This is a genomic window from Vibrio sp. Of14-4, assembly GCF_022347625.1.
Lineage (GTDB): Bacteria > Pseudomonadota > Gammaproteobacteria > Enterobacterales > Vibrionaceae > Vibrio > Vibrio pristinus.
Genome location: NZ_JAKRGI010000024.1, coordinates 1 through 14096 on the forward strand (window position 1 = coordinate 1; position 14096 = coordinate 14096).

General features: G+C 42.8%; 12 protein-coding genes and 1 riboswitch. Of the genes, 4 read left to right on the forward strand and 8 right to left on the reverse strand.

The features are described from left to right. The first annotated feature begins 462 nt into the window (after positions 1 to 462). Positions 463 to 903: an RNA-binding protein gene (locus tag MHN79_RS18295; RefSeq protein ID WP_239174093.1), complete on the forward strand. Its 441-nt coding sequence runs from the start codon at positions 463 to 465 to the stop codon at positions 901 to 903. Here the strand turns inward: MHN79_RS18295 and murI are convergent. Further along, the gene (gene murI, locus MHN79_RS18300) at positions 869 to 1699 is read right to left on the reverse strand and encodes a glutamate racemase (protein ID WP_239174095.1); all 831 of its coding nucleotides are present in this window, start codon (positions 1697 to 1699) and stop codon (positions 869 to 871) included. The two genes, MHN79_RS18295 and murI, sit on opposite strands and share 35 nt — an antisense overlap. A gap of 105 nt (positions 1700 to 1804) precedes the next feature. Further along, positions 1805 to 3595 (reverse strand): TonB-dependent receptor, encoded by a 1791-nt coding sequence (locus tag MHN79_RS18305; RefSeq protein ID WP_239174097.1) that lies wholly within the window; start codon positions 3593 to 3595, stop codon positions 1805 to 1807. Positions 3596 to 3650: 55 nt separating this feature from the next. Beyond that, positions 3651 to 3853: riboswitch (cobalamin riboswitch) on the reverse strand. 157 nt (positions 3854 to 4010) lie between these two features. On the opposite strand from MHN79_RS18305, the gene trmA reads away from it, so the two are divergent. Further along, a complete protein-coding gene (trmA, locus tag MHN79_RS18310; protein WP_239174098.1) occupies positions 4011 to 5120 on the forward strand; it encodes a tRNA (uridine(54)-C5)-methyltransferase TrmA in 1110 nt (369 codons plus the stop codon). A gap of 62 nt (positions 5121 to 5182) precedes the next feature. On the opposite strand, the gene MHN79_RS18315 is transcribed toward trmA, so the two are convergent. Beyond that, positions 5183 to 5563, reverse strand: coding sequence for a YijD family membrane protein (locus MHN79_RS18315; RefSeq protein WP_239174099.1), 381 nt, complete (start codon positions 5561 to 5563; stop codon positions 5183 to 5185). Next, the gene (fabR, locus tag MHN79_RS18320) at positions 5563 to 6204 is read right to left on the reverse strand and encodes an HTH-type transcriptional repressor FabR (RefSeq protein ID WP_160932886.1); all 642 of its coding nucleotides are present in this window, start codon (positions 6202 to 6204) and stop codon (positions 5563 to 5565) included. Before fabR ends, MHN79_RS18315 begins: the two co-directional genes overlap by 1 nt. A 282-nt stretch (positions 6205 to 6486) precedes the next feature. Here fabR and sthA point away from each other — a divergent pair, with 282 nt between their 5' ends. Next, positions 6487 to 7887: a Si-specific NAD(P)(+) transhydrogenase gene (gene sthA, locus MHN79_RS18325; protein ID WP_160932884.1), complete on the forward strand. Its 1401-nt coding sequence runs from the start codon at positions 6487 to 6489 to the stop codon at positions 7885 to 7887. Between the two features lie 42 nt (positions 7888 to 7929). Here sthA and dinF read toward each other — a convergent pair whose 3' ends face one another. The 4 genes from dinF to MHN79_RS18345 all read right to left on the reverse strand — a co-directional run bounded on the left by dinF (position 7930) and on the right by MHN79_RS18345 (position 11366). Then, positions 7930 to 9270: an MATE family efflux transporter DinF gene (gene dinF, locus MHN79_RS18330; RefSeq protein WP_275436619.1), complete on the reverse strand. Its 1341-nt coding sequence runs from the start codon at positions 9268 to 9270 to the stop codon at positions 7930 to 7932. A 43-nt stretch (positions 9271 to 9313) separates the two neighbouring features. Then, complete coding sequence (locus MHN79_RS18335; RefSeq protein WP_239174100.1) at positions 9314 to 10126, reverse strand: class I SAM-dependent methyltransferase; 813 nt, start codon at positions 10124 to 10126, stop codon at positions 9314 to 9316. A gap of 161 nt (positions 10127 to 10287) precedes the next feature. After that, a complete protein-coding gene (gene lexA / locus MHN79_RS18340; protein ID WP_160932878.1) occupies positions 10288 to 10905 on the reverse strand; it encodes a transcriptional repressor LexA in 618 nt (205 codons plus the stop codon). Between the two features lie 98 nt (positions 10906 to 11003). Next, a complete protein-coding gene (locus MHN79_RS18345) occupies positions 11004 to 11366 on the reverse strand; it encodes a diacylglycerol kinase (RefSeq protein WP_239174101.1) in 363 nt (120 codons plus the stop codon). 255 nt (positions 11367 to 11621) lie between these two features. Here MHN79_RS18345 and plsB point away from each other — a divergent pair, with 255 nt between their 5' ends. After that, positions 11622 to 14057: a glycerol-3-phosphate 1-O-acyltransferase PlsB gene (gene plsB / locus MHN79_RS18350; RefSeq protein ID WP_239174103.1), complete on the forward strand. Its 2436-nt coding sequence runs from the start codon at positions 11622 to 11624 to the stop codon at positions 14055 to 14057. The last annotated feature ends 39 nt before the right edge of the window (positions 14058 to 14096 follow it).

The following is a 14096-nucleotide window of genomic DNA, read 5'->3' on the forward strand; positions in this document are numbered from 1 at the left end:
CGGTATTACTACCGATTGGTCACTCAGTTCATTGATAAATCTTTTTGGATTATCATCAACGAGTGCCCACACAGATTGATAGGTTTAGTTTGTTAAAGAACATTCTAACAAGGCGTCACGCCGCGTTGCTAGGGATGCGTATAATACGCATTTTTTCACTAAAGTCAAGAGCTTTTTAACACTTTCTTCTCCAGTCGTACCGAATAAATCAGAGGTGACCCTGCTTCGTTTCGGTGAGGCGGCATTATATGGACAATGATAAAGATCACAAGGCTTTTTTTTATCTTATTGTTTGATTGCTCGAAAATAGAACAGATCGCTTAAAATTAGGATAAAATTGCAACATTTGAGTCATGTCACACCAATAGGTTGGAAAAACAACAACCATATACGTAAGATCTGTGTGTCTATGTCAATAATGCTTAGGCATTTTATTCTTAACTTACGAAGTTGTTTCCCAATATGAGTTCAAATAAATCAATGTTAATGATTGCCGCCTTAGCTATATTGGGCGCAATTATCTTTTCACAGGTTGATGTTCACCCTGCGCTCAGCTTTGTTGTCGGTGTTTTTGTTTCCACTTTTGTTATTAGATTTTCAAACACCTCATCTAAGCCAGTAACCAGCAATGACACTACAACGAAAACCCTATATGTAGGAAATCTGCCATATAAAGCAAATGAGTCACACGTAAAAGATTTGTTTGCCAAGCATGGTGAGGTTTTTGCGGTGCGCCTTATGAAGGATAAAAGAACCGGAAAAAGGCGAGGGTTTGGTTTTGTAGTAATGGCTGCAACAGACGTTGTCAAAGCAATAGAAGGATTAAATGAAAAGGATTATATGCAGCGTACTCTAAAAGTTCGAATTGCTAACGATCCAAAATCTCAAGTTGAACAGGACTAAAGCCCCACTCCTGTAACGCTGTATTCAACGCTCCTTCAGCATATGGAGGAGCCGTTGAGAAAATCTCACGCTTCCCTTTTTCACCATTATCACTAAAGCCGTCTTTTCCGAGTAGCTCTTGTACTCGACGAGCAATTGCTTCTCCTGAATCAACCAGCAATACATTCTCACCCAGTACATGTTGGATTTCTTGTTTAATAAGAGGGAAATGGGTACAGCCCAGAACGGCAACATCTATCTTGCCTGCCATTGGCTCTAGCGCTTGCTGTAACTCAAGCTGCGACAGCTCTCGCCCGCGCAGTTTTTCCTCGGCCATATCAACTAATAATGTCGAGCCTAACAGCTCCACCGGCTTAGTCTTAGAGAAGTCCCTGATTAAGTCATGGGTGTATTCGCGAGTAACAGTGGCAGGGGTGGCAATAAGGCCAATAGCCTTATTGGCAAGACTGGAAGCAGGTTTAATAGCAGGCACCACACCGACCACAGGTATAGATAACCTGGCGCGCAGCGAGGGCAAAACAATCGTGCTGGCGGTATTACATGCAATCACAACAAGATCAATCTCGAGCTTTTCTACATATTGACAAACCAGCGTCTCAACACGCGCGGTAAGAGTGTCATGCTCTAGCTCACCATATGGGTAAGCAGCATTATCAAAAATATAAAAGTAGTTAAGCGCTGGCAGTTTTGCTTCTATCTCTTTAAACACCGATAGCCCGCCGACTCCAGAGTCAAAGATTAGGATTTTTGTTTGTTGCGACACTTGGTAACCCACACTATTCGATTGGCCAATCATACTCACTAAGCTAAATTTGGCAATCTTTTCATTAAATGAGTGAGATTAAGTATTGTCGATTTGGCTGGTAACTACTAAACAAAACCGCCCGAAGGCGGTTTAAAGTTAAAACTTATAGTTAAGTCCTGCAAAATAGCTGCGCTCTTGAGTGTTGTAGCCATATGACGTTTCATAGTTTTCATCAAATAAGTTGGCAATTTTGCCACGAGCAATCAAATTATCAGTAATATAGTAATGAGTTGAGAAATCAACCAGAGAGTATGAATCCAACTTGGTATTATTGGCTGCATCATCATAGCTCTCACCACGATAGAGATAACTTAAATCAAAGTTCCAATCATAATACGTGTAGCTTACATTCCATTTAGCACTGTACTTTGATCTTCGAGCTAACTCTTTACCTGTTTCCTTATTCTCAGTATCCATTACATCGATACTTGCCGAGTGAAATAAAGCACCAGTTGCAAACTCTCCAACAAGTTCGAGACCCTTTATTTCTGCTTTTGCAATGTTTTCATTTTTATCTGTCGAACGCGAAATCAGATCAGAGATGTCATTCTGGTAGAAAGCAACTCTAAAATCACCAATCGATGGAGTTACATCCAAAGCAATCTCGTAGTTTAGAGACTCTTCCGGTGTTAAGTCAGGATTCGCATAATCCCCCCACTTCGATGATGGGTAGTACAAGTCATTAAATGTAGGCGCTTTAAAAGCGGTACCTGCCATCACGGATAAACGGTAAATTGGAGTAAAGTTGTAGCCTGAACCCACTTGCCAAGTGGTGTAATCTCCATATTGCTCATTATCATCAATACGCAGGCTCACTTCTGCTTGCATTTTATCTTTTGAATATAGTCCAGAAGTATATACACCCAGATTTGAACGACTTGTTTTAGCATACTCTGTAGTGGACTCAGACACATCGTCATTGACCCAGTCGACACCACCTAACATTAACAAGTCAGCATTAATTTGATAACCATTTTGCCAAGCAACAGATAGTCGATTGGTCTCATAGTTATCTGATGAGCCCATAAAAGAAGATTGATCTCTGCTAGCTGCTAGTATCACTTCGCTGCTCAACGAGTTCGTTTTATAGGCTCCGACAATTGAACTGCTTAAGAGCTTTTGCTCTTGTTCTCCAGAATCAAACTCAATATCACCTTCTGTATAGTTCGTGTTCCATTTAAAACTTAACTCTTCAGTCGGATTAACCCCCAGCTCTAACAACAAGTCAGTATGGTCATAACCATCCTTGTCGGGATCAAAGCTTGAACTGTTTTCGTTGGTAGCTGAAAACCCATCTGTTTTTTCACGATTAACAGAGGCCTTGAGCCAGCCGTTTTCTCCAATCTGATTAGCCGTATTTACAGCATATTTTTGATACTTATTACTACCACCCTCTACCCATAGCTCAGTTTCATCACCAGTGTATGAGGTAATTATATTGATTACTCCACCAATAGCATCCGAGCCGTATACAGCGGTTCGTGGACCTCGCACATACTCTATTCGCTCAACGCCGTTTAATGACAAAGAAGAAATGGCCGTTAATCCCGCAGTAGCGCTGCTCACACGAACACCGTTTACCAGTATCAGCGCGTGATCAGACTCAGTGCCTCGAATATAAACGCTAGCTGTTTGACCATAACCACCATTACTAGACACTTGTATGCCGGGCAATCGGCGTAATACTTCTTCGATCGACTTGGCTTGAGTAGACTGAATGTCCTCCTTGGTCACGACCACGACTGGGGCAAGAGTTGAATTTATTGATTGCTCAAATCGATTCGCCGTAACCACCATAGTTTCATCGATAGAAGTTTCTTGAGCATATAAAAGAGAGGCATGGGGGAGCAGCGATGCTACTGTCATCGCTAACATTGTTCGGTTCATTGTTATCGTTCCTAAATCGCGTAAGTCCTACCGAGCTTGGAGTAATACACTCCAATACCACTGCTCAGTCGCTGGCAGGTATTCGGACTCAAGAGCGTGGCTATGCCGCCTAATCACTCGACTTCCCAAATGATGCCTCATTCAGTGTCATAGGAGCTTTCGTTCTCTCTTACCGCTGCGCGTCAGTTCTGGATTTGCACCAGATTCCCTTTTCAGCCATCTATACATCTAAATGGCACCAGCTTGACGACGATGTTATTAAGCAATCGGTAGTTTGTCCACTTTAATATCGCTAATTTGGCTTTTATATGCTGGCTATGCCTAGAATGGGGCTGGACATAACGCTGAGATTGAATAAAATCTGCGCTCCTAAATGAAATACAACCTCAACGGGCAACAACCTAAGGTAAAGAGCATGGCGAATCTTGACGTAAACCCACAAGACTACCAAGAACAATTGAACGAAAAAAAAGCGCGTCTTGAGCAAATGTTCACTTGTTACCAAATGCCAAAGCTTGAGGTGTTTGAATCTGAAAGCCAACATTATCGCATGCGCGCTGAGTTTCGTGTTTGGCATGAGGGTGATGATCTTTACTACATCATGTTCAATCAGGAAACGCGTGAAAAATATCGTGTTGATCAGTTTCCAGCCGCCAGTGGTTTGATCAATGAGGTGATGCCGCTTTTGATGGATGAGATGAAAAGCAATGATTCACTGCGTCGTAAGCTCTTCCAAGTCGATTTCCTCTCAACGCTCAGTGGTGAGATTCTTATCTCCCTTTTATATCATCGCCAATTGAATGAAAAGTGGATTGAAAACGCAAAAGCACTGAAACAGCGCCTAATCGATAAAGGCTATAAGCTCAATATCATTGGGCGAGCGAGAAAAATGAAAATTGTACTCGATCGTGATTATGTGATTGAGAAGCTAAACGTAAATGGGCAGCCATATCTATACCAGCAAGTAGAAAACAGTTTTACTCAACCAAACGGAAAAATCGCCGAGAAAATGCTGGAGTGGGCAATAGACTGTACGCGTGATAGTCAAGGCGATTTGCTAGAGCTCTATTGTGGCAATGGTAATTTTTCTCTCGCACTGGCACAAAACTTTAGACGTGTACTGGCAACTGAGCTGGCCAAACCCTCGGTTGAGTCCGCCCAATATAATATTGCGGTTAATAAGATTGATAACGTGCAGATATTGCGCCTTTCAGCAGAGGAATTTACCCAAGCCATCGAAGGAAAACGTGAGTTTCGCCGCCTCAAAGATGCTGGCGTGGATTTAAAAAGCTACGATTGCAATACAATTTTTGTCGATCCGCCAAGAGCTGGCATGGATATAGACACCTGTAAAATGGTGCAAGGATACCAACGTATTGTTTATATTTCCTGCAATCCAGAAACACTCAAAGATAATTTAGATGTTTTGTGTCAGACACACAAAGTTACGCGTTTTGCGCTGTTTGATCAGTTCCCATATACCCACCATATGGAAGCGGGAGTCATGCTAGAACGCAAAATTTAGTGCAGATTTATCATCAAAAATAAAAAAACGAGCTTTTAAGCTCGTTTTTTATTTTCACCGCTTCATTCTGTCCGAGTGCTCCGGTCCATAAAGCCGAGCTTTTTACCTATCCACACTAACAGAAGTAATGAGACGACGATGGCAAAAAAGTTAGAACCCGCATCTGGATACTGGGCTTTAACGAACGCCGAATGGCCAAAAGCGCCGACAAAAAAGCAAGCTAGTCCGACAAGCGGAACGTCTTCAGAGACAGGGTTGCGGAGGTATTCTTGATAGAGAGCCTGCACAGATAAAACCAGCGCAATCAGAGGAAAAATAGAAAAAGAGACTTCACTCATTGTTACCCAAGACAACAAGGCATCACCACACATACCAGCAATAAGTGCCAATATTAAGGTTTTTTTCTCTGAGCCAGTATCCACTCGGTTTACTTCATTCGACATTATTCTGTTCCACCTTTTAATCGGTTACGTTCACGTTCTTTTCGGTACCACAAAGCGCCTTTGGCAATCATGCGCAATTGAGTAATCAATCTCTCAGCCAGTTCATCCCGTTCATGGCTGGCTAAATCTAGTGCTTCTGCACCTGAGCTAAACACCAATGTGACTGAGGCTTCCGCTTGAGTGTATGCTTCATCACGAGACATCCGAGTACTAATAAGGTACTCGGTCAGCTCAGCAACAAAATGTTGAATTTCTCTCGCTACGGCAGCTCGAAATTCAAATGATGTTCCTGAACGTTCTCGTAACAAAAGTCGGAAAACATTGGGGTGATTATCAATAAACTCCATAAAGGTCTCAACGGAAGTTCGTATCACGCTTCCCTCTTTCACTATCCTTTGCCTAGCTTGGCGCATCAATTGACGAAGTAATAAGCCTCCCTCATCAACCATAGTTAAGCCAAGTTCGTCCATATCTTTAAAATGGCGATAAAAAGAGGTAGGAGCAATCCCAGCTTCACGGGCAACTTCTCTTAAGCTTAAGTTAGAAAAGCTTCGCTCAGCGCTGAGCTGGCTAAAAGCTGCATCAATGACTGAACGACGCGTTTTTTCTTTTTGCTGTGCTCGGATTCCCATGATTGCCATCTACTTGTTATTGAATTATTTGCTCGCTAGCAAATATACAATGATTAGAGCAAAGACATAAGACAAAATCACCACCTTTGATAATCGGATGGTAATTAAACCCAATTCGCCCAACTTTTCAATCATTTAACATAAATTTAGCGATGTAGTTATAGACAAATATCAAAACAGCCCTATTCTGCCTACTCACTTACTTAAAGGCTTCAATACGTGTGCATTATCGAGAAATCAGTTAAAATCTCGATAAAGCAATGTAAAAAATAGTATAACCAAGGAAAAGTTATGGCGGAAAGTAACCACTTTGACGTAATTGTTATCGGCAGTGGTCCTGGAGGAGAAGGGGCTGCAATGGGGCTAACCAAAGCGGGACTCAATGTCGCCATCGTTGAGAAAGAAACTAGCGTGGGTGGCGGATGTACTCATTGGGGTACAATCCCCTCAAAATCGCTTCGCCATGCCGTCAGCCGTATCATCGAATTTAATAACAATCCTCTTTTTTGCCATAACAACACCAGTCTCCATTCTACCTTTTCTAATATCTTAGGCCACGCCAAAACTGTGATTGATAAACAAACGCGCCTAAGACAAGGATTCTATGACCGTAACCAGTGCTCTTTAATTTTTGGTACCGCACGGTTTACCGACAAGTACACCATTGCTGTCGCACAGGCTGATGGTACAGAAGAACTGTACAGCGCAGACCGATTTATTATCGCAACAGGCTCACGTCCATATCAGCCAAAAGATGTCGACTTTATGCATGAGCGCATTTATGACAGTGACTCGATCTTGAGCCTGAGTCATGACCCTCGCCATATCATCATCTACGGTGCTGGCGTTATTGGTTGTGAATATGCCTCTATCTTCAGAGGGCTTGGCGTTAAAACTGACCTTATCAATACCCGTGATCGCTTACTGTCTTTTCTCGATAACGAGGTATCGGATGCCTTGTCTTATCATTTTTGGAATAGCGGTGTGGTGATTCGAAATGATGAAACCTACGAAAAAATCGAAGGTACTGACCAAGGCGTTATTATCCACTTAGAGTCCGGCAAGAAGATGCGCGCAGACTGCTTATTATTTGCCAACGGACGAACCGGTAATACCGATAAGCTTAACTTATCAGCCGTAGGGCTCAGCGCTGACTCAAGAGGGCAACTAAGTGTAGATAGCAATTATCAAACCGATGTTGAGCATATCTATGCTGTGGGTGATGTGATCGGATATCCTAGCCTTGCGAGCGCTGCCTATGACCAAGGCAGATTCGTTGCTCAAGCAATTGAAAAAGGGCAGGCAGACAGCCACCTCATTGAAGATATCCCAACCGGTATATACACCATCCCAGAAATCAGCTCGGTTGGTAAAACCGAGCAAGAGCTCACTGCTGCTAAAATCCCATACGAGGTGGGACGCACATCATTTAAGCACCTCGCTCGGGCCCAAATTGCAGGTAAAGATATTGGCAGCTTAAAGATTCTCTTCCACCGTGAAACTAAAGAAATTTTAGGTATTCACTGTTTTGGTGAGCGCGCTGCCGAAATTATCCATATCGGCCAAGCTATCATGGAGCAAAAAGGCGAAGCAAACACCATAGAGTATTTCGTCAATACTACCTTCAACTATCCAACCATGGCAGAAGCCTATCGAGTCGCCGCTTTGAATGGTCTTAATCGTTTATTTTAAGTGGTAGATCTGCGCAGCCACTTCTGATGGAGTGGCTGTCACTTAAACCATAAAAAAGCGCTCTTCTCGCCATTGGCGATAAAAAATCACACCCAAACTCATGCCCCGCATTGCCATAAAGCCCAACATGGCTAACCACAAAGCATGATTACCCATATCCGAGAAGACAAAGAACAAACCGAAAAAGACACACATAGCACCAAACATACTATTACGCATCTCTTGGCCCTTTGTTGCACCAATAAAAATTCCATCAAACAAAAAGCACCACATGGACACAAGTGGCATAGCCACCAGCCATGGAAGGTAAATATTAGCGGTGTCTGCTACTTTAGAAATATCTGTGATTAGACCCACCAACGAAGAACCAGCAAGGCTAAACACCAGAGTTAAGCCCGCGCAAATCACCAAACCCCAGAAAAAGGTGCCAATTAAAGAGCGGCTCAATTGCTGTTTATCTTGGGCGCCAAAGGCTTTACCCACCAAGGCTTCCATTGCGTAAGCAAAACCGTCCATACCATAAGAAATAATCATTAAAAAACTCATCAACACCGCATTGGCAGCCACCACATCATCTCCAAAACTCGCACCTTGGAAAGTCATAAAAGTGAAGGTTGCTTGTAAACACAAAGAACGCAGAAAAATGTCACGATTTAACTTGATGAACCTACTCAGTCCATGGGAAGTGTCTTTCACTAATGTAAGCAGCTTTGGCAGCTGTTTTTGTTGCCATGTTTTATAGACACAACAAAGGCCAAAAATCATACCGCTATAGTCAGCAATGACCGAAGCTAAGGCAGCTCCTTCTACTTCCCAACCCAAACCCACAACAAAAAGAATATCCAAAGCAATATTTGTTGAGTTAACGATGATCACCATCCACATAGGGGCCTTTGAGTTTTGTGTCCCTAGTAACCAGCCCAAGAGAACGTAGTTGACTAGAGCTGCTGGAGCGCTCCATACGCGAACAGAGAAATACTGCTGGCCATAGTGTTTCACTTGCTCACTGGCGCTACTGACTGAAAATACAAAATCAGCAATAAATGAATGAAGAGCAATAAAAGCCAATGCAAACCCCAATGCCATAAAAAGGCCTTGAGTAAAAACTATTGCAAGCTGCCTTCCGCTGCTTGCACCATAGGATTGAGCTGCGAGACCAGTGGTAGACATGCGTAAAAAGCCAAGCAGCCAAAATGACACACTGATCATTGTGCTGCCGAGAGCTACACCACCTAAATACCAAGCATGCTCTAGGTGGCCAACGACTGCTGCATCAACCAAACCAAGAAGGGGTACTGTGATATTGGAAAGCACCATAGGGATAGCAAGTAACAACACTTGCTTATGTAGCGCTTTATCACAAAGGAGTCGTAAAATGTTCAAATTATCCACCATCTGGTATTAGAGAGTGGAAATTGTAACCGGATTACCAGCGAAGCTGAATCACTACTGGTGTTAGTCTGTGCTTAAGAGAGCTAAATTTTGTCAGCCAGCGCTGCCAAAACTTCCAACGACCACAATGTCTATCAAGAGGAGAAAAGGTTCTCACCCACCGAGACCAAGGAAGATAGTTAAGTACCGCATCTCCTGGCGATGCATACCCATGGCTGTATGCCCCTGAGCCCATTTTCTTCCCTAACCGGCTTGATGCTCTGTCGCCCGCTAGCACTATACATGCTATTGCTGAATCAAAGTGGCGTCCCAATGCTTGGATAAACTTACCCACTTGCTTTTCATTGCAATCAAGCAAAGCTTGCTCACAAACAATTAAAACTGGCGTCTGCTCTGAAATTGGAAGCTGCTCAAGCCAAGATAGGTCATCAACATGACCGCAGATATGTTGGTAACGCTCACTTTTATGGAATAACTTCTGGCGCCATAATAAGTTCTCTGTCACATCCAACTCTAACCAATGGCAACGTCCATTATCTACGCGATAAAAACGGGTATCTAAACCAGCACCAACATTGATTATCCAGCCATCCGGGTGCTGGGAAAGAAAATGACTCACTCGCTCATCACAAATCTGAGTCAAAGTGGCATGGAGGAGCTGTTTCTGGTCAATATCTCCTGATAAGCATTCAGGCGCAAGCTGACAACGCTGGCAAGCAGTAGCTGCTATCGGATCATATACTAAACCATCGTCAACCAAGCTTTCTCGGCTACGAAACCATAGAGGCTGAAGTAAATTAACAGGAACCTGGTAACGATGCCCTGAAACCTTTTGTCTAGCGACCATTATCATCTTCCTCCATTATTAGGAGTTAGATGATAATGAATATCAGTTAATAATTCAAGTTATTGAGAATTATTCTCAGTTAAAAGGTAAAAACTATGAGCCATATATCTAAATGTTTATGATATTCATACACCAAACAGTGGAGATTCAAACATCAAGATCTACATCCAATCGGTATTACGAATAATACCAACCGCTAAACCTTCGATAGTTAAGTGCTGACTGGTGAGATCAACCTTAATTGGAGCAAACTCCTCATTCTCTGCATGCAATAGGACAGTTGAACCCTTACGTTCAAGTCTTTTCACAGTTACATCATCATCAACTCTTGCCACAATAACCTGACCATCATGAACATCTTGTGTCTTATGAACAGCCAACAAGTCACCATCCATAATCCCAATATCTTTCATACTTTCACCATTAACTCGTAATAAAAAGTCTGCTTGAGGCTTAAACATGGAGGGGTCCAGTTGGTAGTGAGTTTCAACATGCTCCTGAGCCAGAATCGGTTCTCCAGCTGCCACCTGACCAATAAGAGGTAGTCCAGCATCATTGGCGGCGTCTTCTAACAAGATACGAATACCGCGAGACGCTCCTGGAATAATTTCAATCGCTTGCTTGCGAGCGAGGGCTTTAAGGTGCTCCTCTGCTGCATTGGCTGAACGAAAACCAAGCTCTCGCGCAATTTCCGCTCTTGTTGGAGGCATACCTGTATCTTCAATTTTGCTTTTGATCAGATCATATACTTGTTGCTGGCGTGGTGTTAGTGGCTTCATGACTCACCTGTCTTTTTATACAGTTAACTGTGAGTATATCCAGTAATCGATTAAATGAAAAGCCAATTGGTGTTTTTTTGATTTAGTTAACCTTTTGACTACAAAAACAATACTTCTGCCCACACGTAAGCAGTCAATAACATAGTTAGCATCACAGCTGCAGAGCCAATGTCTTTTGCTCGGCCAGATAGGGGGTGCTGCTCTGGACCAATGCGGTCCACCACAGCTTCAATTGCACTATTGAAAAGCTCTGCAATCAAAACCAAGATAACAGTGGCAATGAGTAAAATACGCTCAACCTGAGTAATATCCAAGATCGCAGCCGTGGGTATCATGATGACGCTTAGTACGACTTCTTCACGAAAAGCTGGCTCATTGCTAAATGCAGAACGTAAACCTTGGCACGAGTATCGAGTCGCATTTCTAATGCGTTTTAATCCATGAAGTGTTTTCTGTGTCACATGCTTTCCCTCATAGCAAATCAATAAATATTGCCCCCAACACTTTAGCTTGGTCAACAGTATATTGCTTAGCATGAAGACCGTAAGAATAAAGTCAACAGACTCAAAATATTAAGTGACATCGACGTGCTTATATTCAATTTACGGTAAAAGGTTCGACCAGTTTCTGGTATTCTTGCAACCCCAAAAAAGTCAGCGTTGGTGAAGCTCAGCGTGGCTTCTGCGATTTATCTGTTTTTCGAGGCTATAAACCTTATGTCTTCAGGACAATCATTACCAAGTGCATTACTAAAACTGCCTTTATCAATGATGGTAAAAGGAACAACCATTCCCTCCAATCCCATTGAAGATCATGGTATTGATCTGAACAAGCCCATAGTTTATGCGCTGCCCTATCGGTCGAGTGTTGATTTGCTTACGCTCCAAGCGCAAGTCATTCAGTTGGGTCTGCCCGATCTGTTCACTCCGATTGAAATCAATGGTAAGTCGTTCCGGCGCTATGTGTTCATCTCTTCTCGTCAAACTGTGATGAGTAACGATCATAATGTGCCTAATGAGTCAATTGCTCTGTTTTCTGAGCTACTTGAACAGCATAAATATGACAATAAACTCGATGTGCAAGTTATCCCAACTTCGGTATTATGGGGAAGAAAACCAGGAAAGGAATCACAAAAAACGTCTTATTTACAGGCGCTTAATGGTCCAGAAAAAGCGATCGCCGTCCTGAAGTATGGTCGTGACTGTCTAGTTAGAATCAGTCCTGTCGTATCACTTAGGTATATGGCTGACTCCCACGGTACTGACGTATCAATTGCTCATAAGCTTGCAAGAGTAGCTCGCATTCATTTCTCACGCCAAAAATTAGCCGCTTCCGGACCAAACTTACCCAACAGAGAGGTCCTTTTTGCTCGCTTAATGCGTTCAAAAGCCATTATCAAGGCGATTGAAGATAAAGCCAAAACTAAAAATATATCACTTGAAAAAGCTCGTAAAGAAGCCCACTCGATCATGGATGAAATCGCCTCAGATTTCTCCTATTCAATGATTAAAAAAGGCGAGCGACTACTGAGTTGGCTATGGAACCGTATTTATCAAGGCCTCAATATCAATAATGCATCAATAGTGCGCAAACTAGCTCAAGACGGCCATGAAATAGTTTATGTGCCCTGTCATCGCAGCCATATGGATTACTTGTTACTCTCGTATGTTTTGTACCATGAAGGTATGGTGCCGCCGCATATTGCTGCTGGTATTAACCTTAATTTCTTTCCTGCAGGTCCTATATTTCGTCGCGGCGGCGCTTTCTTTATTCGCCGCAGCTTTAAAGGTAATAAGCTCTATTCCACTATTTTCCGTGAATATCTGGCAGAGCTGTTTTCCAAAGGTTACTCAGTGGAATATTTCAGTGAAGGAGGCCGCTCTCGTACTGGTCGCCTGCTGCAAGCTAAAACGGGCATGTTGGCAATGACAATCCAAGCTATGCTGCGTGGCTTAAATCGCCCTGTCACCTTGGTGCCAGTTTATATTGGCTATGAGCATGTCATGGAAGTCAGCACATATGCAAAAGAGCTGAGAGGGAAAAGAAAAGAAAAGGAAAATGCAGGACTGGTACTAAAAACGATTAGAAAGTTGCGTAATTTTGGCCAAGGCTACGTCAACTTTGGTGAACCAATTCAGCTTAATCACTATCTCAATGAGCACGTTCCAGAATGGACACAAGACATAGATCCTGTTGGTAGCACCAAACCTCAATGGATAAACCCTGTAGTCAACGTACTTGCCAATAAAGTCATGACACATATCAACGATGCAGCGGCAACCAACGCTCTGACGTTATGCGCTACAGCTTTGCTCGCCTCACGTCAACGTGCTCTATCAAGAGATAGCTTGATTAAACAAGTGGATTGCTACTTGGCACTGCTAAAGAATGCCCCCTATTCTTCTACGTTTACCGTGCCTAATGAAAGCGCTGAGGAACTAGTTTGTCATGCAGAGTCATTGGACAAATTTGTTATCGACTCTGACAGTATGGGCGACGTAGTCTCTCTTGATCGCAACCAGTCAATACTGATGACCTACTACCGCAATAATATTATCCACCTATTTGCGATTCCCTCTTTGATTGCTCAGATCCTTATCCGTCACCAAAAGCTGAGTTTGAAAAAGATTAAAACCAATGTTGCCTTGATTTACCCTTTCCTAAAACAAGAGCTCTTCCTAAGTATTGAAGATGATAAGTTAGGTGAATTCACTGAATCGACGATTGAGGAAATTGCTCGCTTGGGCCTTGTTACTGTGGATGGGCGGCATAATGTGGCAATCAGACAAGATAATATCCAAATGCTGATGTTACTGGGCCGTACAATTACCGAAACCCTTCAACGCTATGCTATTACACTCAATCTATTACCGACCAGCCCAAATCTGAATAAAGGAGATTTGGAGCAAAAAAGTCAGGAAATAGCCCAAAGACTGGGACGTCTACACGGTATTAATGCACCAGAGTTCTTCGACAAGGGTGTATTTTCATCCATGCTAACCACTTTAAAGCAACAAGATTATTTAGATAATGATGGAAGCTGTGACCAAGAAAAAAGCCAAGCGCTCGCTGACCTACTGTATTCATTACTCTCACCAGAGGTATGCTTGACTATCAAAGAAAGTATTTGCCAAGCATCAGAGACGCCATAAGTATATAACAGCAATCGTCGAAACAAGAAGAGGCAACCT